Raw genomic sequence first — 23,150 nt, forward strand, 5'->3', positions numbered from 1 at the left:
TCGATCATCAGGGGGGCATGCGCTCGCTTGACTCAGACAAGACATGAAGGTCGTAGCCGGGCACAAACGCCATCGGTCGCTACGTGGAGCGCAATGGGGGCGGACCCGAATGGGTCACTCACCCGCCGATAGGTACAACACTAACCCAAGAAACGGACAAACGCAAACCAAACACCCTAAAACGGGCAAAGATCTACCCCTGTACCGTAAACCCCGGGCAAGCAACCCCAACATGGGCAAAAGCCCAGGTCACTGGCGCGGGGTGTCCGTATGTAAACCCCGGGCAACGCGCGGGCATTCCCGGCCCCCGCGAACGCCATGACCTGGGCACGAACCGCGCGGCGGTCACGGCCTCCGGTAGTCGGCCGCCACCCCCACCAGCGAGATCAGGCCCGCGGCGAACTCCATCGCCTCGGCGTGCCCCTCCTCGAACGGCGGCTGGAAGCCCACGCCCTCCCACGTCCGGGCCGTCGGGTTCCACAGGTCGGCGCCGACCTCGAAGTCCCAGCCGTAGATGCCGTGGTCGTACCAGAGCTCGTCGGCGGAGTTGCCGGCCGCCGAGTAGAGCACGTCGGTCACCGGCCCGGTCTGCTGCGGCCAGATGACCGTGCCGCGCTCGGCGGCGATGGCCTGCTCGATCGTGCGGGCCGAGCGCATGAAGTACGCCTCCTCCTGGGCGCTCGGCCTGGGCAGCGCCACCCGGCCGTCGAGCTTGTACGCCCCGGGCGGCCACATGAAGTACCCGCCGTAGCTGTGCACGTTCATGGCGAACCGGATGTTGCGGTACGTCTCGGCCAGCCACATCACGTTGCGGCTCTCCGGCTCCGAATGTTCGGCCGGGCCGGCGTACGTGCCGCTCTGGCAGTTGGCCGAGGCGCCGAAGTAGCCGTCCGACAGGGAGCCGACGGCGTAGTTGCGGTTGACGTCCACGCCCCAGGTGTTGCGCTGCGCCGGGTCGGACTGCGCGGCCGGGCAGTGGTTGGTCATGTTCTTCCGCTGGCCGTTGAAGTCGTAGAAGCTGTAGTTCGCGCCGTCGGGGTTGACGGTGGGGACGATGAAGATGTCGGTGCGCTGCAGCAGCCTGCGGGTGGCGGGGTCGCGGGCGTAGTTGCGCAGCAGCCGCTCGGCGGCCTCTACGGTGACCAGCGGCGCCACCCATTCCCTGGCGTGCTCCTGGGCGTAGGCCAGCACGCCGGTGCGCGAGCCGTCGCGGTGGACGCCGACGCGCAGCGCCAGCACCCGCATGGGCCTGCGGGAGACGTCGGCGGGCGCCTTGAGCGAGTCGGTGAGCCGGGTGGCGGGGGCCGCGGCCATGACGCCGGCGCCGGGGTCGGTGCGGTAGGCGGCGGCCTTGAGCCCGGTGCCCGCCGTGGCGTTGATCGCGGCGACGACCTGGGCGGCGGTGCTGACCGGCGTGCCGGAGCCGTCGGTGGCCAGGCTCACCGTCACCTGCCTGCCGGCCACGCTCACCTGGATCGGCCGGTCCGGCGCGCCGGGGGCGGCCAACTCGACGGACAGGTCGTTGCCGCCCTCGGAGCCGTAGGCGTCGGAGGTGACCACGATCGCGGCGCCGGGCGGCGTGCCGATCAGCGCCTGGGCGCGGCGGCGGTAGCCGTTGGTGAGATTGGGCAGCGGGATGACGTCGGTGAGGGCCGGGTACCGCCGGTGCAGCGCCTGGATGCGCTCGTTGAGCTGGGCGGGCGGCATGTACTGGGTGACGAAGTCCTTCTGGTAGCCCGGCGCCCGGTGGTCGGGGCGCTCCCCGTCGGGCCATTCCCGGACGCGGGCCTCGGCCTTGCCGCCGGTCGCCGAGGTGACCGTGACGCGCTGCGGCTCGGCCGTCACCGGGGCGGGCGTGCTGAACTGGTGGCCCAGGTAGGCGCCGGCGTCCACGTACGGGACCATCGCGACCTGGCCGGTGGCGCCGCGGCGGCCCGTCCAGGTGGCGGTGAGTTCGGCCGTCTCGCCCGCGCTGCTGCTGGCCTCGACCGACAGGAAGTACCCGTCGCGGGACTTGTACCAGACGGCCCGTTCGATGACGATCTGGTCCTGCGCGGCGGTGGCGGACGGCGCCTGCCGCGCGGCGGGCGGCGTGCCGGACGCCAGGCCCACGCCGATCGCCCTCAGCTCGGCGAGCTTGCCGGCCGTGAGCACGGCGTCCACCTGGACGCTGCCGTCGGCCTGCGGACGGACCCGCTCGGTCAGGTCGGCGCCGGAGGCGACCAGCCGCTCCATCGCGGCCCTGTCGGGCACGGAGAGCGTGACCAGCGACGCCGGCTCGGGATCGGCCGGCCCCGCCACCGCCGGCAGCGACGACGGCCCGGAGGCGAGGAACGTCGAGACGACGATCATCAAGATGACTGCGGACGCCCTCAAGCCACGCATCGGCTCCTCCAGGATCACCGGTATCCCGATCATTGAAAGCCGACTTGACCCAACCGGCAAGACCCAGTTTCACCTTTCTGTGGAGGCGGCGACGTCCCGAATCGCCGCGACGACGAGATCGGGCTGCCGATGGTGCACGTAGTGCTCGGAGGTGCCGGCCACCACCACCCGGCCGCGCGTGGACCGGGCGGCCACGCGTCGGGCCTGGTCGAGGGCGCTGCGCGGCCCGCCGGACGGGATGACGACCACGACCGGCGGCCCGCCCGGCCCCTCCGCCGTCCCGGCGACCTCCCGCGCGCTGTCCAGCGAGGCCCACGCCTCGGCCCTGGCGGCGGCCATGCTGCCCGGCCCGTAGACGACGGGGGCGGCGGCGCGCGCCGCGGGGGTGGCGTCGCCGGGCACCAGGAGGTCCCCGGCCAGCCGGAGCAGGCCGATCCTGGCCAGCGCCTGGTTGGCGGTGAGCTGGGCGGCCATCAGCGGCCGGGACACCCGCATGGCCGCCACGGCCCCCTCGTCGGTGGCGTCGATCAGCACCAGGCCCGCCGTCACGTCCGGGTACCGGGCGGCGAACAGGCGGACGATCTGGCCGCCGTAGGAGTGCCCGGCCAGGACGTACGGGCCGGGCTCGCCCGCGGCGGCCAGCAGCGCGCGCAGTTCCCCGGCCGCCCGGCCCGCCGTGCGCGGCCCCGGGCCCTCCTCGCTCCAGGCGTAGCCGGCCCGGTCGTAGGAGCACACGCGCAGCCCGGCCGACAGCCGCCGCTGGACCACCTCCCAGCTCGCGCTGGACTCGACCAGGCCCGCCTCCAGCACCACCACCGGGCCGCCGGACCCCGTGCAGCGCAGATGCAGGCGGTGGCCGCCGACGTTCACCAGGCGGCCCGGGGGCGGGTAGCGGGTGGCGTCGCCGCGCCGGGCGGCGGTCTCGTAGCCGAGCCCCGCGCAGGCGGCCACCAGCAGCAGCCCCGCGCACCAGGCGGCCGTCCGCCGCGCTCTTCTCATGCCACCGAATCTAGGGAGCCGGCCGCCGGGTTTCCTCGTCCTGGCGGGCGAACGCGGGCTGGGAGCGGGGTCCCGGAGTGCCGTCCTTCAGCGGGAGGAGGCCGCGCGGCAGGCCAGCTGGAGGGCCAGGCGTTGCCGCGGGTCGGCGAGGTCGGCCTGGAGCAGGGTCTCGATGCGGCGCACGTTCCTGCTGACGGCGTTGCGGTGCAGGTGCAGTTCCTCGGCGGCGCGGGCGGGCGAGCCGTTGTGGTCGAGGTAGGCGCGCAGGATGGCCAGGAGGTGGGCGGCCCGCTCGCCGCCGAGGTCGAGGATCGGTTGCAGCAGCTCCCTGACGGCGTGCTGGGCGGCGTCGGAGGCGTACCACTCCTCCAGCATCCGGTCGAGGCCGGCCAGGTCGTAGGTGGCCAGCGGCAGGGTGCTGCGGCGCAGGGCCGTACGCGCCTCGGAGGCGGAGGTGCGCAGGCCGAGCAGGCCCTGGTGGGCGGTGCTGACCCCGCAACGCAGCTCGGCGCCCGCCGGGCGGACCCGGTCGAGCAGGCGGGCGGCGTCGCGCACCGCCTCGCGCAGGCCCGCCCTGCCCTGGTCGCGCCGCTGGCTGCGGACCACGATGAGCGCGTCGCCGGCGAGCGCGGCGTTCCAGGCGGCGCCGCCCAGCTCGCGGGCCGCGCGCACGGCCCGCGAGGCGGCGGTCTCCAGCAGGGCGTAGCGTTCCTGGCCGCCGTCGGCCGGGCCGTCCGCGGCGGCGTCCGGGGTTTTGGCGGGGTCCTTCGCGGGTTCCAGGCGCAGGACGACGTGCCAGTCGTCGATCGGCAGGCCGAGGGCCCTGGCGCGGGGGGCCAGCTCCTGCGCCTGGTTCTCGGGGGCGACCAGCAGCTCGGTGAGCAGCTGGGCGCGGGAGCGTCCGGGCAGCTCGTCGGACGGGCCCGCGGCGGCGGCCAGGGCGGCGAGCCTGAGCACGATCCCGGCGGCCCGGTCGAAGTGCGTGCCGGCGGGCCCGCCCGTCCGGGCGGTGAACGTGCCGCCCTCGGCCCGGACGGGACGGCCGAGAGCGGCACCGGCCGCCTCCGCGATGCGCTCGGGGACGCCGCCCGCCCCCGCCACGGCCTCGGCGGCGCGCGCCGTACGGACCAGGGCCTCGGCGGCGTCGCCCGCGACGGCCCGGTCGATGGCCACCACCAGCTCCGCCAGGTCGCCGTCGGCCGCCAGCAGCGCGACCCCGCCCCGCTCGGCCAGCGCGGCGGCGCTCCGGTCGACCGCGGCCTCCAGGGCCTCCAGGGCCGCCGCGGACTCCGCGGTGAGCACGAGCGCCACGGCGCCGGCCGCGGCCGCGTCGCGCAGCGCGACGTCGAGCCGGTAGCCGGCCGCCTGCCGCGCGGCCGCGCCCGTCAGGACCAGCACCGACCCCGGCGGCTGGCCCGCGATCCGGCCCAGGTCCTCCACCAGGCGCACGCCGGAGGCCGCCGCCGGCACGCCCGGCCCGGCCAGCGGACGCAGCTCTTCCAGCAGGAACATGCCATCAGTGTGCCATCGGCACACGAAGCCCGGCAAAAAGGTGCGGCGGGAACATCCGGCTTGACCTGCGGCTTCGTAACCTCGTCAGCATGGACCTCGACACCGGGCTGCTGCCCGCCTTCGCCCGCGGCTGCGCCGTGCTCGGCTCGGGCGGCGGCGGTCCCGTGACCATCGCCCGCGCCGCGGCGCTGCAGGCGCTGGAGGACCACGGGCCGGTACGCGTCGTGCAGCCCGCCGAGCTGGACCCCGAGCTGCTGGTCATGCCCGTGGGCACCGCGGGCTCCTCGGCCGTGATGTCCGAACGCGTCGGCGGCACCGACGAGCCCGTCTACCTGCGTGACAAGATCGAGGAGCTGTACGGCGCGCCCGTCGGCGCGGTGCTGGCCAGCGAGATCGGCGGCGCCAACGGCTGCCTGGCGGTGGCCTGGGCGGCCCGCGTCGGCCTGCCGCTGGTGGACGCCGACGGGATGAGCCGCGCCTTCCCCCGCATGGACCAGACGGTGATGCAGCTGCGCGGCATCGCGCCCACCCCGGCCGTGCTGTGCGACGAGCGCGGCCGGACCGTCGTCGTCGACCGGGTGACCGGCGGCTGGCTGGAACGGCTGGTACGGGCCTCGCTTGAGGCGTTCGGCGGCCAGGTCGCGACCAGCGAGTACATCATGCGCGGCGACCAGGTGGCCGCCTCCACCGCGCTCGGGTCGGTCAGCCGGGCCGTGCGCCTGGGGACGCGGCTGCCCGACCCGCTGGTCACCGGCAAGGTCGCGGAGACGTCCGGGTCGATCCTGGTCGAAGGGCTCGGGTACGACCAGGGGCGGCTGGTCCGCGTCCAGGCGGGCAGCGAGTTCCTGGCCGTCGTCGAGGACGGCGTGCCGCTGGCCGTGGTGCCCGACGTGATCGCGATGCTGGACACGCGTACGGGCGAGGTCGTCCAGGCCGAGCAGGTCCGGTACGGGCTGCGGGTCAGCGTGGTGCGCGTCCCCTGCGACCCGGTCTGGCACACCCCCGAGGGGCTGCGGCTGGCCGGGCCCGCCGCGTTCGGTCTCACCGGACTTCCCACCCCTCCCCCACCGGCCGTGCCCCCCGTCCCCGCGACGCCGGAAACCCCGGCGGGCACGGCCCTCAGCCCCTCCCCCACCGGGTCCACCGGGCGGGAGGCGGGGGCGTGAGGGCCGGGGTGGACGTCGGGCCGACCAACACCGACGCGGCCGTCGTCGCCGACGACGGCCGGGTGCTGGCCACCGTCAAGATCGCGTCGATCCCCGGCGACCCGGTGGCCGGCGTGCGCGCCGCGCTGGAACGCCTGCCGATGGACGGCGAGCCGGTCCAGGTCGCCGTCGGCCTGCGTGGCGCCGCCACCGCCGTGACCAGGCGGTCCGGGCTGCGCAAGGTGGCCGTGCTGCGCATCGCGGGCGTGTCGGCGACCGCGGTGCGCCCGCTGTCCGGCTGGCCGCCCGACCTGCGCGCCGCGGTGAACGCCGGCACCGCCGTCGTGGACGGCGGCGGCGGCCTCGACCGCGAGGACCGCACGCCCCTCGACCGCGACGCCGTGGCCCGCTTCGCCGCGGGAGTGGCCGGCACCGCGCAGGCCGTCGCCGTCGCGGGCCTGTTCTCGCCCCTGGACGGCGAGCAGGAGCGCGAGGCCGCCGAGATCGTCCGGGCGGAGCTGGGCGAGGACGTGCCGATCGCGCTGTCGGCCGACCTCGGCTCGCTCGGCCTGCTGGAACGCGAGAACGCGACCGTGCTGGACGCCGCCCTGTCGGGGTTCGCGGGCGCGGTCTCCGGCGGGCTGGCCACCGCGCTGGCGGGCCTGTGCCCGGGGGCGGCGGTGTTCGTGACCCGCGGCGACGGCACGCTGATGAGCCTGGAGCACCTGGCCCGCCATCCCGGGCTCAGCCTGGGCAGCGGCCCGGCGAGCGTGCTGCGCGGCGCCGGCGCGCTGACCGGGCTCGGTGACGCGGTGGTCGCCGACGTGGGCGCGACCCGCGTCCGTGTCGGCGTGCTGGCCGGCGGCTATCCGGAGGAGGCCGTGGGCGGCGCGGACATCGGCGGCGTGCCCGTCGGGCTGCGCATCCCCGGGCTGATCAGGGTGCCGCGGCCGGTCGACCCGACGGAGCTGGCCGAGGCCGTGGACCGGCTGCAGCCGGGTGCCGGGCTGCTGCCGCTCGTGGTCGTGGGCGGCGGTGAGCACGCCGTGCCGGAGGGGCTGCATCCCGAGCACGGGCCGGCGGCCGGCGCCATCGGCGCGGCGGTCAGCCCGGTCGGCGGCCAGTACGAGCGCATCGTCCGCCTGCCCGACCGCTCGGCGCTGCCGGCCGCGCTCGAACCCGTCGCCGAGGAGGCCAGGGCGGCGGCCGTCCGCGCCGGGGCCGATCCGCGGCGGGTGCGGGTCATCGGCGTGGAGGAGATCCCGCTCGCCTACCTGCCCGGCCCGTTCGTCCGGCTGCGCGCCCGCGCCGCCGGACCGCCCTCACTCCTGTGACCAGCCCTGAGACCAGCCCTGTGACCAGCCGCTCGTGAGCCCCCCGCTCGTGAGCCCCCGCCACGACCCCCCGACGCGAAGGAAGACCACCATGACCGACTCCGACTACCCCCTGGAGCGGGTGCCGCAGGCCGCCCGCTACTCCTGGTTCAACGTGGCCGTGCAGCGGTTCGGCCAGCTCTCCGACCTGACGCAGTTCCTGCTGGGCGCCACGCTCGGCGCCGGGCTGTCGTTCTGGGGGGCGTTCTGGGCGTTCACGCTCGGCTCGGTGATCCTGGAGGTGGTGTGCATCTTCGTCGGCATCGCCGGGATGCGCGAGGGCCTGTCCACCTCCATGCTGGCCCGCTGGACCGGTTTCGGCCGGTACGGCTCCACGATCATCGGCGTGATCATCGCCCTGAGCCTGTTCGGCTGGTTCGGCGTGCAGACCGCGGTCTTCGCCTCGGGCCTGCACTCGATCATGTCCTGGCTGCCGCTCTGGGGGTGGGCCATGATCGCGGGCATCGGCGTGACGCTGCTGGTCATCCGAGGGTTCAAGGCGATGGGGATGACGGCGTTCATCACCGTGCCGGCGTTCCTCGGCCTGGCCGGCTGGGCGATGTGGGTGGAAATTTCGCGACATGACCTGGGGTCGCTGGTGGCGTCGCCGCCGTTCGGTGAGCCGATCAGCATCGCGACCGGCGCCACCATCGTGGCCGGCTCCTACATCATCGGCGCGGTGACCACGCCCGACATGACCAGGTTCAACCGCAACACCGGCGACGTCGTCAAGCAGACCCTCGTCGGCATCTCCCTCGGCGAGTACGTGCTCGGCCTGGCCGGCGTGCTGCTGGCCTACGCGGTCAAGTCCTCGGACGTGATCGCGATCATCACGGCCTCCTCCGGCGTGATCGGCGTCATCGTCCTCATCTCGGCCACCGTGAAGATCAACAACTGGAACCTGTACTCCGCCGCGCTCGGCCTGCTCAACGCCGTGGAGTCGACGGTCGGGGTGCGGCTGAACCGGGTCGCGGTCACCGTCGGCATCGGCGTGCTGGGCAGCGTGCTGGCCGCCGCCGGGATCCTGGAGCGCTTCACCGACTTCCTGCTGATCCTCGGCGTCATCACGCCCCCCGTGGCCGGGATCATGGTCGCCGAGTACTTCGTGGTGCGCCGCTGGCGCCCGGTGCTGGACGCCTCGCGCGCCACCGGCACGCTGCCCGAGACCGAGCCGACGTGGGTGCCCGCCACGCTGGTCATCTGGGCCGCCGCCGCGCTGGTCGGCTGGCTCAGCGACCACTACCAGTGGATCGGCATCCCGGCCCTGAACTCCCTGATCCTCGCGGGCCTGGGCTACGTCGTCGCGGGCCGGCTCGGCCTGGTCCGCGGCACCCGCGAGGTCCCCGTCGAGCGGCCCGCGCTCACCGTCTGAGAGTCGCGGGCCGCGCTCACCGTCCGAGAGTCGCGCGGCCCGCGCCCACCGTCCGAGAAGAGAGTCCTCCTTCATGCGTATCGGCATCGACGTGGGCGGCACCAACACCGACGCCGCCCTCATCGGCGACGACGGCCAGGTGCTGGCCACCGTCAAGTCCCCCACCACCGCGGACGTCACGGGCGGCGTCGCCGCGGCCCTGGCCGGCCTGGGCGCCACCCGGGTGTCCGCGGTGATGATCGGCACCACCCACTTCGTCAACGCCCTGGTCGAGGCCGCCCGGCTGGAGCCGGTCGCGGCCGTCCGGCTCGGCCTGCCCGCCACGGCCGCCCTGCCGCCGCTGGTGGACTGGCCCGACCGCCTGCGCCGGGCGGTCGAGGGCGCGGTCTACCTGTGCCACGGCGGCTGCGAGTACGACGGCGCCTCCATCTCCCCCCTCGACCCGGACGAGCTGCGCGGCGTCGCCGCCGACATCAGGCGGCGCGGCCTGCGCACGGTCGCGATCTCCTCGGTGTTCTCCCCGGTCAGCGACGCCCACGAGCGCGAGGCCGCGCGGATCCTGGCCGCCGAGCTGGGCCCCGAGGTGCACCTGTCGCTGTCCTGCGAGATCGGCCGGGTCGGCCTGCTGGCCAGGGAGAACGCCACGATCGTGAACGCCGCCCTGCGCCCGCTGGCCGGCCGGACCGTGGCCGCCTTCGGCGAGGCGCTGCGGGTGGCCGGGATCGACGCGCCGCTGTTCCTGTCCCAGAACGACGGCACCCTCATGGACGTGGAGCAGGCGCGCCGCTACCCGGTGGCCACGTTCGCGTCGGGGCCGACGAACTCGATGCGCGGCGCGGCGTACCTGTCGGGGCTGACCGACTGCGCGGTGGTGGACATCGGCGGCACCACGTCCGACGTGGGCATCCTGGTCGGCGGGTTCCCGCGGGAGGCCGCCGGGGAGGCGCTGGTCGCCGAGGTGCGCACCAACTTCCGCATCCCCGACGTGCTGTCGATCGGCATCGGCGGCGGCTCGCTGGTCGCCGAGGACGGCACCACCGGCCCGCGCAGCGTCGGCTACCGGCTGACCGAGGAGGCGCTGGTGTTCGGCGGCGGCACGCTGACCGCCACCGACCTGGCCGTGGCCGCCGGGCTGGCCGACATCGGCGACCGCGACAGGGTCGCCCACGTCGACCCGCAGCGCCCGCTCAAGCTCATCGCCGAGCGCGTCTCAGAGGCGGTCGACCGCATGCGCACCTCGTCCGCGCCGCTGCCCGTCGTGCTGGTCGGCGGCGGCAGCGTGCTCATCCAGGAGCTGCCGGGCTTCGACGACGTGCGCCGCCCGGCGCACTTCGAGGTGGCCAACGCGGTCGGCGCGGCCATCGCCCAGGTCGGCGGCGAGGTGGACCGGGTCTTCTCCGGCCCGCGCGAGCGCATCCTGGAGGAGGCCAAGAGCGAGGCGATCATCCGCGCCGAGCGCGGCGGCGCCCGCGCGGGCAGCGTGCGGATCGTGGACGTGGAGGAGCTGCCGCTCGCCTACCTGCCCGGCGACGCCACCCGGATCAGGGTGAAGGCCGTCGGCGACCTGGACCTGGAGAAGATCGATGCGTGAGATCGGAATCGACCGGCTGGACGACATGGCGCGCGGCGCCGGGATCCTCGGCACCGGCGGCGGCGGCGACCCGTACGTGGGCAAGCTGCTGGCCCGCGAGGCCATCCGCAGGCACGGTCCCGTGCCGCTGGTGGCCATCGACGAGGTGCCCGCGGACGCGACCGTCGTGGCGGTCTCGGGCATGGGGGCGCCGACCGTGCTGCTGGAGAAGCTGCCGGCGGGCACCGAGGAGCTGACCGCGCTGCGCGCCCTGGAGGCGGTGCTCGGCCGTCCGGCCACGCACATCGTGCCCATCGAGGTCGGCGGCGTGAACTCGATGATCCCGATCGCCGCCGCCGCCCAGGCGGGCCTGCCGATCGTGGACGGCGACGCGATGGGCCGCGCCTTCCCCGAGGCGCAGATGGTGCTGCCGACGCTGATCGGCGTGCCGAACACGCCCATGGCGCTGGCCGACGACAAGGGCAACACGCTGGTGCTGGAGACGGTGTCCAACGTGTGGGCCGAGCGCCTGGCCAGGGCGGCGTGCGTGCAGATGGGCTGCCAGGTCTCCTGCGCCGACACCGTCATGCGCGGCGACCAGCTGCGCGACGGTCTGGTGCCGGCCACGCTGACGCTGGCCGAGGACCTGGGCCGGGCCGTGCGGCTGGCCCGCGCCGGGCACGCCGACCCGGTGGCGGCGGCCCTGGACGTGCTGGGCGGCCTGAAGCTGTTCACCGGCAAGGTCGTGGACGTCGAGCGCCGCACCACCGGCGGCTTCGCCCGCGGCCAGGCCCGCCTGGAGGGCACCGGCACGCTGGAGCTCAGCTTCCAGAACGAGCACCTGCTGGCCCGCCGGGACGGCGAGATCGTGGCCACCACGCCCGACCTGATCTGCGTGCTGGACACCGACTCGGGCGAGCCGGTCACCACCGAGGCCATGCGCTACGGCCTGCGCGTCACGGTCATCGCCGTGCCCTGCGACCCGCGCTGGACCTCGCCGGGCGGGCTGGAGCTGGCCGGGCCGCGGTACTTCGGGTACGACTGCGACTACCGGCCGCTCGCCACGACCCCGGCGTAGACCCAGCGGCCGTCGAGCCGGACGAACCTGCTGTGCTCGTCGAGCACCCCCGGCACCCGCCGGTTGACGAAGTGGGCGCGGAACCGCACCGTGCCCTCGGTGTGGACGGGGCTGCCGCCGGTGCTCTCCAGCACCTCCAGCTCCGTCCACGCGACCTTCCTGTCGAGGTCGAGGCGGGCCGGGCGGTCGGCGGGATGCCAGGTGGCCATGAGATAGGCCTCGTCACCCACGGCGAACGCGCTGAACCTGGACCGCATGAGCGACTCCGCGGTGGGGGCCGACCCCTCACCGCGGTGGTATCTCCCGCAGCAGTCCGCATAGGACGCGGGCAGACCACAGGGGCATGGACGAGGAGGCATGCCCCCCATTGTGCCGCCCCCGCGCCACCCCCGTGCCAGCCCCGTGCCGCCCCCGCGTGCCCTCCCATGCCCCCCCTGGGCCGCTCTTGCGGCCCGGCCGGGTGCGGGTGTGGGGTCAGAGGCGGGCGGCCAGCTCGGTCAGGGTCGCCCCGAGCGGGGCGTCGAGCAGGAGCGCCGCGTCGGCGTCGGCGCCGGTCGGGCCCTGGTTGACGATGGCGACGGGCAGCCCGAGCTCGGCCGCCCTGGTGACGAAGCGCAGCCCCGACCTGATCGCCAGCGACGACCCCAGCACGAGCAGCGAACGCGCCCCGCCCACGAGCGCGAAGCACTCCGCCACCCGATCCCTCGGCACGTTCTCGCCGAAGAAGATCACGTCGGGCTTGAGCAGGCCGCCGCAGGAGACGCAGTCGACCACCTGGAACCCGGCGACCTGGGCGTCGGTGAGGGCCGCGTCGCCGTCGGGGTTGACGTGGCCCTCGGCGGCCCAGCGCGGGTTGGCCGCGCTGAGGCGGCGCTCCAGCTCGGCACGCGGGGTGCGTTCGCGGCACGACAGGCACACGACGCGGTCGAGGCCGCCGTGCAGCTCGATCACCCGGCGCGCGCCGGCGGCCTGGTGGAGCCCGTCGACGTTCTGGGTGACGATGCCGGCCAGCAGGCCGCGCCGCTCCAGCTCGGCCACCGCGCGATGGCCGGCGTTGGGGGCGGCCCGGCCGATCTGCCGCCAGCCGACGTGGCTGCGCGCCCAGTAGCGCCGGCGCGCCTCGGCGCTGCCGGTGAAACGCTGGTACGTCATCGGCTCGGCGCGCCGGGACCGCCCGGTCGGGCCCCGGTAGTCGGGAATGCCGGACTCGGTGGACAGTCCGGCCCCGCTGAGCACCACGACACCGCCACCGGCCACCAGCTCGGCCAGCGACGCGATGGCGGGCGCCGCCACGGGTGCCGCTGCGGATGCCGTCACGGGTGCTGTCGCAGTCTCTTGCACACCATCCATGATGCCCGGTCAGAGGTAGTTGCTGAGCTCGACCAGGTTCCCGTCCGGGTCGCGCAGGTAGACGCTCCTGATGGGGCCGAGCGCTCCGGTCCGCTCCACCGGGCCCTCCTCGATCCCGACGCCGTGGCGGGCCAGCTCGTCCATGACCGTCTCGATGGGGTCAGCGGTGATCAGGCACAGGTCGGCGCTGCCCGGCGCGGGCCGGGCCGCCTTCGGCTCGAACTCGCGGCCCGCCTCGTGCAGATTGATCTTGCTCTGCCCGAACGCCAGCGCCCGCCGCCCCTCGCCGAACGTCACCGCCTCCATCCCCAGCACCGTGGTGTAGAAGCGCACCGCGGCCTCAACATCGGCGACGGTCAGCACCAGGTGGTCCAGGCGGTCGATCCTCATGTGCTCCCTCGTTCCTCGATCGGCTCTCCGTTCCATAGTCTCCGCATCTCTGGACACGTGCGCAGCAGCTCCCCCAGCGGCCCGCGTCCCGCGACCCGGCCCCGGTCGAGGACGACCACCTGGTCGGCGCGTTCGAGCGCGGCCCGCCTGGAGGAGACCACCAGCAGCGTGGCGGGGCCGTGCCGGGCGATGCGCTCCCACAACAGGTTCTCGGTCCCGACGTCGAGGGCGGACGACACGTCGTCCACCACGAGCAGGTCCGGGGCGCGGACCAGGGCGCGGGCGGCGGTGGCGCGCTGCACCTGACCGCCGGACAGGCGCACACCCCGGGGACCGACGACGGTCTCCAGGCCGTCCGGCATGGCGGCCAGGTCGTCCTCGAAGGCGGCCAGCTCCAGGGCGCGGGCCAGGTCGGCGTCGCCCGCGGGCAGGCCGAGGAGCAGGTTCTCGCGCAGGGTCTCCGAGAACAGGCGCGGGATCTGGCTCGCGTACGCCGCCCGTCGGGGCACCAGGAACGCGCCGGGGTCGGGCACCGGGCGGCCGTTCCAGGAGATCGTCCCGGCGTCCAGAGGCAGCAGGCCGAGCAGGGCGCGCACCAGCGTGGTCTTGCCCGCGCCGACGGCCCCGGTGACGACGGTGAACGTGCCGCGCCGAAGCGTCAGGTCCACGTCCTGCACCCCGCGCCCACCGGGATGCCGCACACTCAACCCCCGCACCTCCAACACCTCCAGCGTCGGCGCGGCCGGCCCCTCGCCGCTCGGGGGCGGCTCCGCCGGAGGTGCGGGCGGGGTGGCACGGAGGTGGAGGGGGTGGTTGTGGGTGAGGTCGGTGGTGTTCTGGTGGGGGGCGAGGAGGGCGGTCAGGCGCTCGGCCGAGACGTCCGCCCTGGGCAGGCGGTACAGGACGGAGGCGATGGTGCGCGGCAGCGCGGTCAGCCAGCCGACGTAGCTGGTGAACAGCGCGAGGTCGCCCACGGTGAACTCGCCGCGCCGCATCGCCCCGGCGGCCAGCAGCAGCACGACGCCGACGCCCAGCTCGACCGTGGTGCCCGTGGCGGCCTCCAGCAGGTCGGTGGCCAGGCGGCTGCGTACGGCGGCGTCCCGGCGGCGGGCGTTGAGTGTGCGCAGGCGTTCGAGTGCCGCCCGTTCGGCCCCGGCCGTCTTGATCGCGAGCACGCCGCCGAACAGTTCGCCGACGAAGGCGGTCACGCCCGCGCCCAGCTCCCTGGCCCGCTGGTGCCGCCGCCTGATCACCCGTCCCATGAGCCTGCTCAGCACGCCGATCGCGAGCATCGGCACGACCAGCGTCACGGTGACGACGGGATCGATCGAGACCATGACCGCCAGCGCCGCCCCGCCGAACAGCACGCCCCCGGCCAGGGGCACCGACTCGTCGGCGAGCTCGACCAGCTCGGCCACGTCGTCGCGCAGCCGGGCCAGCGACTCGCCCGGGGAGCGCGGCAACCGGGCGGCGACCGGGCCGCGCGCGGTCAGCACCGAGCCCAGCACGTTGGCGCGCAGCAGCGTGGCCGCCGCGTCCCACCAGTAGGAGCCGTAGGACCAGGCGAACACCAGGACGATCCCGCGCACCAGCTCGACGCCCGCGAACGCCGCGCACAACCACAACGACTGCCGCAGCGTCGCCGGGCTGTGCCCGCTGATCTGGTCGAAGAGCTGCCGCAGCACGAGGCCGCCGCCGAGCGGGAGCACGTGGACCGGCAGCCACAGCAGGATCTGCAGCACGTACAGGCGCACGTCGAAGCCGATCAGGCGGCCCGTCACGCCCAGGGCCCGGCGCACGCTCACCGGCTCGTCCCGGCGGCGGCCGGGAGCCGGCCGAACCTGAGCCCGGCGCGCGCTCACCGGCTCACCCCCGCGGCGTCCAGGAGCCGGCCGAACCTGCTGCCGGGGTCGGCGGCCAGATCGGCGCGGCGTCCGTACTCGACGAGCTTGCCGCGTTCCAGCACGGCGATCTTGTCCACGTGCGCCAGGGAGGAGAGCCGGTGCGCGATGAGCACGCCGGTCCGCCCGTCCAGCAGCCGCCGTACGCCGTCCTCGACGTGCCGTTCGGTGGCCGGGTCGAGCCTGCTGGACGCCTCGTCCAGGATGACCAGGCCGGGGTCGGCCAGGAAGGCCCGAGCGAAGGCGAGCAGCTGGGCCTCCCCCGCGGACAGGCCGCCCGGCTCGCCGTCGAGCCCGCCGGGCAGCGCGGCGATCCAGCCCCCGAGCCCCACCCCGGCCAGCACCTCCAGCAAGCGGGCGTCGTCGTGGCGGGGGTCGGTCAGGGCGCCGAACAGCGTGAGGTTGTCGCGGACGCTGCCGGCGAACAGCCGTACGTCCTGGGTGACCACGCCGATCCGGCGGCGCAGCGACTCGGGGTCGGACTCGCGCAGGTCGAGGCCGCCGATCTCGACCGTGCCGCCGGTCGGGTCGTACAGGCGCAGCAGCAGCTTGGCGAGGGTGGTCTTGCCGCTGCCGGTGCGTCCCACCAGGCCCAGGCGTTCGCCGGGGGCCAGGGTGAGGGTGATGCCCGACAGCGCGGTCTCGCCGTCGTCGGGGTAGGCGAAGCTCACGTCGTCCAGCCGCAGGCCGAGCGCGCCGGCGGCGGGCAGCGGCCGGGGCGCGGCGTGGACGGGCAGCGCGGGCCGCTCGGCCAGCAGGGAGCCGATGCGGGCGAACCCGGCCAGCGCCCCCTGGAACTGCCTGAGCTGGTCGATCAGCCGCTCGAACGGCGTGCGGATCATCAGGGTGTACTGGAAGAGCAGCACGGCGGTGCCGACCGTGAGCGCCCCGGCGTCCAGCAGCCAGGCGGCCAGGGCGAGCATCAGCGTGGTCCCGGCCGCGAACGCCACGTTCGTGGCCGCGAGCAGGCCGCCGGCGATGCGCGAGCCGTGCCACTCGGCGCGGAACCAGGCCCCGGCGACCTGGTGGAAGCGGCCGAGCGCGTGCCCGCCCGCGCCGTTGGCCCGCAGGTCCTCGGCCCCGGCCAGCCGCTCTTCGAGGTGGCCGTAGAGCGCGGCGCTCGCCTCCCGCGACCGGGTCGCCGACGGCACGGCGAGCCGCTGTGCGCCGGTCATGGCGAGCCCGATCAGCAGGCAGTACGCCAGCAGCGCCGCGCCCAGCCGCCAGTCGACGGTGAACACGACGGCGAGCACACCGGCCAGCAACAACAGCCCGGCCACGACGTCGAGGACGAAGGCCACGACGAAGTCGGCCACGGCCGCCACGTCGCCGTCGACGCGTTCGATCAGCTCGCCGGGCGAGTGGCGGGCGTGGAAGGCCAGGTCGAGGCCGAGCACGTGCCCGGCCAGGTGTTCGCGCAGGCGGTTGGTGCCGTCCCAGGCCAGGCGGCCGGCGAGCCAGGCGGCGGCCATGCGGGCGGCCTGACCGGCGGCGGCCAGGCCGAGGTAGCCGAGCGCGATCAGGACCAGGTGGCGCAGCCCGGCGCCGGCGACGGCGTCGTCGACGAAGCGGCGGGTGACGTGCGGCGCGGCCAGCGGCAGCGCCGTGGCCGCGGCGGTGGCGGCGCCCAGCGCGAGCGCGGCGCGCGGGGTGGGCCGCAGGTGGCGCAGGGCCTGCCGGCCGGGTCTATCTACATGCGGATGCGTCCTGGTGAGCGGAGATCTCAAGAAGCGTCATGCCCTCTGAATAGGTGGGTGTCCTGTGCTGGGAGGTCATGAACGCTGTCCTCATCGATCCGCTCCTTTGTCCGGCGACCGGTGCCGCCGGGAAGTACAACAGCCGCCCGCGCCGCGCCGCAACAGGTTTTGGCCGCCTACGGGATCTATACGCCGCCTATACAGCCGCTGCTCACGCTGAGCACCGAACGGCCTTACACCCCCCGCGGAGGTTGGACGGTGTTGAAGAAACCCAGGCGGCTGACTCCCTTACCGCCGCTCGTCGTCCTGTTGCTGACGTCCACGGCCCTCGTGCCGCTGCCCGCGCGGGCCGCCCCGCCCGCGCCCGCCAAGGCCCGGGCGGCGGTCGTCTGCCCGGACGAGATGCCCACCGAGATCTCCGCCCGGCTGGCCGCCGCGGTCTGCGGCAAGCGCGTCAGGGCGGTCTCGCTGACCACCGAGACCGACGAGTTCTTCGTCGACCCGGCCGGCACGGTCACCCAGGAGCACCGCTACCGCCCGGTCCGGGTCAGGCGGGGCGAGGCGTGGGTGCCCGCCGACCCGACGCTGGCGGCGAGCCAGGACGGCACGGTCGCGCCGAAGGCCGCCGCGGTCTCCTACAGCTTCTCCGGCGGCGGCGACGGCCCCCTGGTCACCGCCACCGAGCGGGGCACCCGGCTCACCCTCGGCACGCCGCTCGGCGCCCTGCCCGAGCCGGTGCTGGACGGCGCCACCGCCACCTACCCCGACGTGCTGCCGGGCGTGGACCTGGTGCTGACCGCCGACGTGGACGGCTTCGCCGAGAAGCTCGTCGTCAAGACCCGGCAGGCCGCGGCGAACCCGGCGCTGAAGGAGCTGAGGTTCGCCACGTCGGTGAAGAAGGGCGAGGCCAGGACCGACAAGCACGGCAACGTCTCGATCCTCGACGCCGAGGGCGAGCCGGTGTTCGGCTCGGCGGCGCCGGAGATGTGGGACGCCGCCGCCGAGTCGGCCATGACCCGCAACCCGGCCACCCCGGCGCTGGCCGCCCAGCCGGGCCGGCGGGCCAGGATGGGCGTGCGGCTGTCGGGCCGCGAGCTGCGCGTCACCACCGACACCGCGCTGCTGGCCGACCCCGCCACGGTCTACCCGGTGACGATCGACCCGAGCTTCACCTCGGCCAAGTCCGGCTGGACGTACGTGGACTCGGCCTATCCCTCCAGCGCGTACTGGAACTCGACGAACGACGCGACGGCCGGCACCAGCAACGGCGGCGGCTACAAGCGGCGCTCGTTCTTCAACATGGGCCTGTCGGGCCTGGCCGGCAAGCACATCACGGCGGCCACGTTCAACATCAAGGAGACGTGGGCCTGGTCCTGCTCGGCGCGGAACGTCGAGCTGCACAGGACCGCGGCCGTCGGTTCGGGCACGACGTGGAACAACCAGCCCGCCTCGAACCTGAACATCGGCGCCAAGAACGTCGCCTACGGCTGGTCGTCGGCCGGTCAGGGCGGCGCGTCGAGCTGCCCGGCGGCCTGGGTCGGCTGGGACGTCACCAGCGCGGTGCAGAGCGTGGTGAGCGCGAACGGCACGTCGGTCACCTTCATGGTCAAGGCCGGCAGCGAGACCGACAACTACTACTGGAAGCGCTTCGCCAACAACCCCAACATCGCGATCACCTACAACACGCTGCCGGGCACGCCGTCGGCCCTGGCCGTCGCGCCCTGCTCGGTGTGCGCCAGTCCGGCCGTGGTGGGCGCGGCGCAGCCGACGCTGTCGGCCAAGGTGAGCGACGCCGACGGGCAGGCGCAGCGGGCCGACTTCGAGATCTGGACGGCCGACCACGCGACCAAGGTGACCGGCGGCTCGGCCGCGAACGTGGCGAACGGCGCCACCGCCTCCTGGAAGGCCGGCACGGCCCTGGCGAGCACGTCGTACGCCTGGCGGGTGCGCTCGCACGACGGCACCGACTACGGTCCCTGGTCGGCGTGGTTCGCCTTCACGGTGGACGCCGCCCCGCCGCCCGCCCCCGAGGTGTCCTCCGGCGACTACCCGGAGGACGCGTGGGCCAAGGGCGCCGGTCAGGCCGGCCAGTTCACCATCACCCCGGCCTCGGCCGACGCGTCCTCGGTGCTGTGGTCGTTCGACGGCGGCGCCCAGCAGTCCGCCGCCAGCTCAGGCGCGCCGCACACGGTGAGCTGGACGCCGCCCGCCGACGGCCCGCACACCCTCAAGGCGTGGGTCAAGGACAAGGCGGGCAACCTGTCGCCGGCGGCGACGTACGCGTTCAACGTGGGCGGCTCGGCGGTCACCTCGCCCAAGGACGGGCAGTCCACCGCCCGCCGGACGGTCCTGTCGGCCACGGGCAGCGCGGGGCTGAGCGCGGTCGCCTTCTCCTACCGGCGCGGCGAGGCCGACTCCTGGCACCAGGTACCGGCGGCCGACGTGCGCAGGAAGTCCGACGGGTCGGCGGTCGCCTGGCCGGTGGCGATGAGCGCGGGCGCCTCGCCCGAGCTGGTCTGGGACACCACGCACACGCTGGCCGAGGACGGCTCGATCGAGATCAGGGCCGAGTTCGTCACCTCCTCGGGCACGGCCGCCTCCCAGCCGGTGGACCTGGTCGTGGACCGGGACGGCGAGGGCGCCTCCACCCAGCCGGTCGGCCCCGGCTCGGTCAACACGCTGACCGGCGACTTCAGGATGGCCGCCACGGACGCCAACGTGTACGGCATCGGCCTGATGCGCTCGTTCTCCTCGCGTGACCCGCGCAAGGGCTCGGCGCTGCCGGGCGTGGCGGCGATCTTCGGCACCGAGTGGACGCCGACCGGGCTCGCCCAGTCGGGTCAGGGCACGTTCGCCCAGCTCCGGGCCACCTCCTCCACCTCGGTCGAGCTGAGCGGCGAGGGCTCGGCGGTGGCCTTCACCAAGAACGCCGACGGCTCGTACGAGCCGCAGCAGGACGCGGCGGGCCTGAAGCTGACCTTCGACGCCGCGGCCGACCGCTACACGTTGTCGGACACGAATTCCGCCGAGCGCACGGTGTTCGCCAAGGTGGACGCCGCCGCGCCGATCTACCTGGTGCGGGCGGTCTACCCGGCCAGCGGCAAGGGCAGCACGGCGTTCGTGTGGCAGTCGGTGACCGGCTCGGACGGCAAGGCGCTGGCCCGGCCGATCAAGATCATCGCGCCGTCGTACACGCAGGCCGACTGCGACGTGGACACGCTGGCGAGCCTGCCGCAGGGCTGCCGCCTGATCAGGCTGGACTACGCGACGACCACGACCGCGGGCGCGCAGCTCGGCGACGTGGCCGGGCAGGTCAAGGCGATCAGCCTGTGGGAGGGCGGCGCGAGCGCGCCGCTGGGCCTGTCGGAGTACCGCTACGACGACCTGGGCCGCCTGCGCGAGCAGTGGAACCCGGCCACCCCCGGCATCAGGACGCGCTACGACTACGACCTAGGCGGCCGGGTGAACCGCTACACCCCGCCCGGCGAGCTGCCGTGGACGTTCGGCTACGGCAAGGCGGGCAACGCCGACACCGCCGCCGACGGCATGCTGCTCGCCGTCTCCCGCCCGACGCTGCGGCCCGGCACGCCGAGCGAGACGAACGGCACCGCGGTCACGTCGGTGGTCTACGACGTGCCGATCAGCGGGACGGGGGCGCCGTACGGGATGAGCGAGACGGCCACGACCGCCTGGGGGCAGAACGACTCCCCGGTGGACGCGACCGCGATCTTCCCGGCCGACCAGGTGCCGGCCAACCACACCGGGCGCGGCGGCCTGGCCGCCTCCGACTACGGCCGCGCCACGATCACCTACCTGAACGCCTCCGGGCAGACGGTCAACCGGGTGGAGCCCGGCGGCGCGGTCTCCACCAGCCAGTACGACGCCCAGGGCAACACGGTGTCGTCGCTGTCGGCCGGCAACAGGGCGCTCGCCCTCGGTCAGACGCCGGACGCCGGCGCCGAGCTGACCCGGCTCGGCCTGCTCAACGCCTCGCCCGCCGACCGGGCACGGCTGCTGGCCGAGGAGTCCGCCTACAGCTCCGACGGGCAGCGGATGGTCTCCGAGCTGGGCCCGCTGCACCTGGTCACGCTGAACGGCGCCCAGGTCGCGGCCAGGAAGCACACGGTCAACACCTTCGACGAGGGCCGGCCGGCCGACGCCAAGGTGTCGAACCTGGCCACGACGGTCGCGGTGGGCGCGTACGTGCCCGGCGCGGCCTCCGACGCCGACGTGCGGACGAGCCGGACGTACTACGACTGGAACACCGGCAAGAGCGTCAAGACGGTGGAGGACCCCGGCGGCCTGGCGATCACCAGGACCACGACGTACGACTCCGACGGGCGGGTGGTCGCCACCACGATGCCGAAGTCGTCGGGCGACGACGCGGGCACCACGACCAGCGAGTACTACACCGCCGACGGCACCGGCGCTTGCGGCGGCAAGGCAGAGTGGGCCGGGCAGCTGTGCCGGACGAAGTCGAGGACGGGCGTCGGCGACAGCGGCACCCGTCCCGCCGAGCTGGTCACCAAGGTGTACGCCTACGAGCCCGGCGGCCGCGTGTCGTCGGTGACCGAGACGGCCAACGGGGTGACCAGGACCACGACGACCACCTACAATCCGGCGGGCGACATCGTGAGGACCGTCGTGTCCGGCGGGGCCGGGACGGCGGTGCCCGAGGTGAGCACCACCTACGACGCGGCCGGACGGGCGGTCGGGACCACGGCCTCCAACGGCACCTCGATCACCCGCGAGTACGACGCGCTGGGCCGCCAGACGTCCTACACCGACGCCGACGGCGGCGTGACCAGGGTCGAGTACGACGCCCTCGACCGCATCACCAGGAAGACCGACGGCGCGCCCTCGACGGTCACCTACGCCTACGACGACGTGCGCGGCGCGCTGTCCACCATGACCGACTCGGTGGCCGGGACGTTCACCGCCACGTACACCGTCGACGGCTCGATCAGCCACGAGAACCTGCCGGGCGGCCTGTCCTACGACCTCGCCCGGGACCCGTCCGGCGCGCCGGTCTCGCGGGTCTACCGGACCGCGGCGGGGGTGCGGCTGCTGGACGACTCGGTGACCTGGTCGATCCACGGCCAGCAGGTGAGCCACAACGGGCTGTCCGCCCAGAAGATCGGATACGACAAACTGGGCAGGATCGCCTCGGTGGACGACACCGTGAGCGGCCTCTGCTCGCGCCGGGCCTACGGCTACGACGCCAACTCCAACAGGACCGGGCTGACCACGAGCGCCTGCGACGGCTCGGGGGCGGTCACCGAGAACCACGCCTACGACGGCGGCGACCGGCTGGCCGACGCCGGCTACGAGTACGACGCCTACGGCCGCACCACGGCCACGCCGGCCGGGCTGAAGGCGGAGTACTACACCACCGACCTGGTCCGGCGGATGACGTCAGGGGCGGTGCGGCAGTCGTACACGCTGGACCCGGAGCTGCGCCGCAACACCACCACGCTGGAGCAGCTGTCCGGCGGCACGTGGAGCGCGGCCGGCCGGCGGGTCGAGCACTTCGACGCCGACGACGACACACCCGCCTGGGTCGTGGAGGGCGGCGCGGTCACCAGGAACGTGCACTCCATCTCCGGCGGCCTGGCCGCGGTCACCTCGGCGACCGGGGACGTACGGCTCCAGCTGACGAACCTGCACGACGACATCAACGTGGTCCACGCCGACGGCGTGCCGCTGGCGCTGGACTTCGACGAGTTCGGCAACCCGCGCGCCGGCCAGCCCGCGATGCGCTACGGCTGGCACGGCGCGGCCGAGCGGGCCGCCGACACCCCCGACGGCACGATCCTCATGGGCGTGCGGCTCTACCAGCCCAAACTCGGGCGGTTCTTGCAGACCGACCCGGTGGAGGGCGGCAGCGCCAACGCCTACGACTACGCCAACCAGTCACCGACCTCCAACGCCGACCTGGACGGCAAGAAGTGGTACTGGTGCACCAACTTCTGGCACTTCGCCTTCAACCACTGCGGCGTCAGCTACGCCTACTACCACGGGAGCTGGCGTTACGTGCAGTGGAAGAAGACGCCGGCCGGCTGGTGGGTGCGCGGCGTGTACTACGACTACTGCACCAAGTCACCCGACAAGCCGCTCGGCTACGACTTCCGCCAGGCGTGCATGATGCACGACTACGGGTACGCCCTGCGAAATATGGGGTATGTCCATAGCAAGTACCAGGTGGACTACATCTTCTACTACGTCCTGTACTGGGGCGTCTGCTCCCACTACTTCTTCAAGGGGACATGTCGCCGCATCGCGTACGCGTACTTCCTTTCGGTGGTCGCCTTCGGCCACCCGTGACCTAGGATGAGCCACCGGCGGGAGCTACCACGAAAGGCTCCCGCCGGTGCCCTT

At 74.3% G+C, this 23,150-nt stretch carries 14 protein-coding genes; 6 read left to right on the plus strand and 8 right to left on the minus strand.

The window, feature by feature from the left end:
* Positions 1 to 345 precede the first annotated feature (345 nt).
* The 3 genes from ABZ459_RS41870 to ABZ459_RS41880 form a co-directional block, all read right to left on the minus strand.
* Entirely contained in the window at positions 346 to 2,352 is a 2,007-nt protein-coding gene (locus ABZ459_RS41870; protein WP_357983213.1) for a M14 family zinc carboxypeptidase, read from the minus strand.
* A 102-nt stretch (positions 2,353 to 2,454) separates the two neighbouring features.
* On the minus strand, positions 2,455 to 3,384 hold the full coding sequence (locus tag ABZ459_RS41875) for an alpha/beta hydrolase (protein ID WP_357983216.1): 930 nt from the start codon (positions 3,382 to 3,384) through the stop codon (positions 2,455 to 2,457).
* 87 nt (positions 3,385 to 3,471) lie between these two features.
* Positions 3,472 to 4,896, minus strand: coding sequence for a helix-turn-helix domain-containing protein (locus tag ABZ459_RS41880; protein ID WP_357983219.1), 1,425 nt, complete (start codon positions 4,894 to 4,896; stop codon positions 3,472 to 3,474).
* 89 nt (positions 4,897 to 4,985) lie between these two features.
* On the opposite strand from ABZ459_RS41880, the gene ABZ459_RS41885 reads away from it, so the two are divergent.
* The 5 genes from ABZ459_RS41885 (at position 4,986) to ABZ459_RS41905 (ending at position 11,434) form a co-directional block, all read left to right on the plus strand.
* Positions 4,986 to 6,062 (plus strand): DUF917 domain-containing protein, encoded by a 1,077-nt coding sequence (locus tag ABZ459_RS41885; RefSeq protein ID WP_357983222.1) that lies wholly within the window; start codon positions 4,986 to 4,988, stop codon positions 6,060 to 6,062.
* Positions 6,059 to 7,375: a hydantoinase/oxoprolinase N-terminal domain-containing protein gene (locus ABZ459_RS41890; RefSeq protein ID WP_357983225.1), complete on the plus strand. Its 1,317-nt coding sequence runs from the start codon at positions 6,059 to 6,061 to the stop codon at positions 7,373 to 7,375. The genes ABZ459_RS41885 and ABZ459_RS41890 overlap by 4 nt, the downstream gene beginning before the upstream one ends.
* Positions 7,376 to 7,466: 91 nt before the next feature.
* A complete protein-coding gene (locus ABZ459_RS41895; RefSeq protein ID WP_357983228.1) occupies positions 7,467 to 8,786 on the plus strand; it encodes a cytosine permease in 1,320 nt (439 codons plus the stop codon).
* Between the two features lie 73 nt (positions 8,787 to 8,859).
* On the plus strand, positions 8,860 to 10,377 hold the full coding sequence (locus ABZ459_RS41900; protein WP_357983231.1) for a hydantoinase/oxoprolinase family protein: 1,518 nt from the start codon (positions 8,860 to 8,862) through the stop codon (positions 10,375 to 10,377).
* The gene (locus tag ABZ459_RS41905) at positions 10,370 to 11,434 is read left to right on the plus strand and encodes a DUF917 domain-containing protein (RefSeq protein WP_352329660.1); all 1,065 of its coding nucleotides are present in this window, start codon (positions 10,370 to 10,372) and stop codon (positions 11,432 to 11,434) included. Before ABZ459_RS41900 ends, ABZ459_RS41905 begins: the two co-directional genes overlap by 8 nt.
* On the opposite strand, the gene ABZ459_RS41910 is transcribed toward ABZ459_RS41905, so the two are convergent.
* The 5 genes from ABZ459_RS41910 to ABZ459_RS41930 all read right to left on the minus strand — a co-directional run bounded on the left by ABZ459_RS41910 (position 11,404) and on the right by ABZ459_RS41930 (position 16,802).
* A complete protein-coding gene (locus ABZ459_RS41910; protein ID WP_352329658.1) occupies positions 11,404 to 11,691 on the minus strand; it encodes a YchJ family metal-binding protein in 288 nt (95 codons plus the stop codon). The genes ABZ459_RS41905 and ABZ459_RS41910 overlap by 31 nt on opposite strands.
* A 217-nt stretch (positions 11,692 to 11,908) precedes the next feature.
* Positions 11,909 to 12,751 (minus strand): NAD-dependent protein deacetylase, encoded by an 843-nt coding sequence (locus ABZ459_RS41915; RefSeq protein WP_357983234.1) that lies wholly within the window; start codon positions 12,749 to 12,751, stop codon positions 11,909 to 11,911.
* A 42-nt stretch (positions 12,752 to 12,793) separates the two neighbouring features.
* Complete coding sequence (locus tag ABZ459_RS41920) at positions 12,794 to 13,174, minus strand: VOC family protein (RefSeq protein WP_357983237.1); 381 nt, start codon at positions 13,172 to 13,174, stop codon at positions 12,794 to 12,796.
* Positions 13,171 to 15,036 carry an ABC transporter ATP-binding protein gene (locus ABZ459_RS41925; protein ID WP_357983240.1) on the minus strand — a complete coding sequence of 622 codons (1,866 nt, stop codon included), beginning with the start codon at positions 15,034 to 15,036 and terminating at the stop codon, positions 13,171 to 13,173. Before ABZ459_RS41925 ends, ABZ459_RS41920 begins: the two co-directional genes overlap by 4 nt.
* Positions 15,033 to 16,802 carry an ABC transporter ATP-binding protein gene (locus tag ABZ459_RS41930; protein ID WP_357983243.1) on the minus strand — a complete coding sequence of 590 codons (1,770 nt, stop codon included), beginning with the start codon at positions 16,800 to 16,802 and terminating at the stop codon, positions 15,033 to 15,035. Before ABZ459_RS41930 ends, ABZ459_RS41925 begins: the two co-directional genes overlap by 4 nt.
* Before the next feature lie 228 nt (positions 16,803 to 17,030).
* Between ABZ459_RS41930 and ABZ459_RS41935 the strand changes: the two genes are divergently transcribed.
* The gene (locus tag ABZ459_RS41935) at positions 17,031 to 23,096 is read left to right on the plus strand and encodes a phospholipase A2 (protein ID WP_357983246.1); all 6,066 of its coding nucleotides are present in this window, start codon (positions 17,031 to 17,033) and stop codon (positions 23,094 to 23,096) included.
* Positions 23,097 to 23,150: the final 54 nt, after the last annotated feature.

It is taken from the genome of Nonomuraea sp. NPDC005692 (assembly GCF_040631115.1).
Classification (GTDB): domain Bacteria; phylum Actinomycetota; class Actinomycetes; order Streptosporangiales; family Streptosporangiaceae; genus Nonomuraea.